This is a genomic window from Amycolatopsis kentuckyensis (genome assembly GCF_002155975.1).
Classification (GTDB): domain Bacteria; phylum Actinomycetota; class Actinomycetes; order Mycobacteriales; family Pseudonocardiaceae; genus Amycolatopsis; species Amycolatopsis kentuckyensis.
In genome coordinates this window covers 1-614 of sequence record NZ_MUMI01000905.1, presented here as the reverse complement: position 1 = coordinate 614, position 614 = coordinate 1, and the positions used below count along the sequence as shown (strand labels likewise).

1 protein-coding gene is annotated in these 614 nt (G+C 73.1%); it reads right to left on the bottom strand.

The features are described from left to right. A partial coding sequence (locus CCN39_RS49040; protein WP_208630716.1) for a hypothetical protein occupies window positions 1–599 on the bottom strand: 599 nt, incomplete at its 3' end. Between the last annotated feature and the right edge of the window lie 15 nt (window positions 600–614).

Here is a 614-nt window from a genome sequence, read left to right as displayed (position 1 = left end):
CGCTGCGGGCCGGCCTCGAACCAGAGGTCGTACAGCGGGTCGTCGTGGGACTCGGACCCGAAACAGCCGGTCATCCCGGCGACGTCGTCGTCGGGCGTCGAGTCGGGCAGGGTGTGCGCGAGGAGCACCATGCTGAGCAGGCCGGGCGCCGTGTCACCGGGCTCGCGGGCGTCGCCGACGATGTACGTCTCGCCGAACGCCGGCATCTCGCCGCCTGCCTCGTAGTGGACGTGGACCAGGTCCCCGGGGCGGACCGGGTACCAGGGCGCCGAGGTCAGCTGGTCGTGCGCGGAGGTGAGTACGGCGATCTCTGCGCCGATGTCACGGGCCCGCTTGGCGTCCTCGGCCTGGGCGAGCGGGCTTCGGTGCCCGGCCTCGTCGGCGCGCCGTGCGGCCTGGGCCTCGGTGCGCGGGCGGCCGAACAGGGCGATGTGGATCCGCTCGGCCAGGCTGGCCGGGCTGCCGGTCCACGTGTTCACGGCGGTGCGGGCCGGGTGCTTCTCGGTCAGCTGCAGCCCGAGGTAAGCGGGCGTCGAGCCGGGGATGAGCCGCTCGATGGCCTCGCGGATGATGTCGAGGCTGGGGTCGTGGGAACGCAACGGTGTCTCCATGTC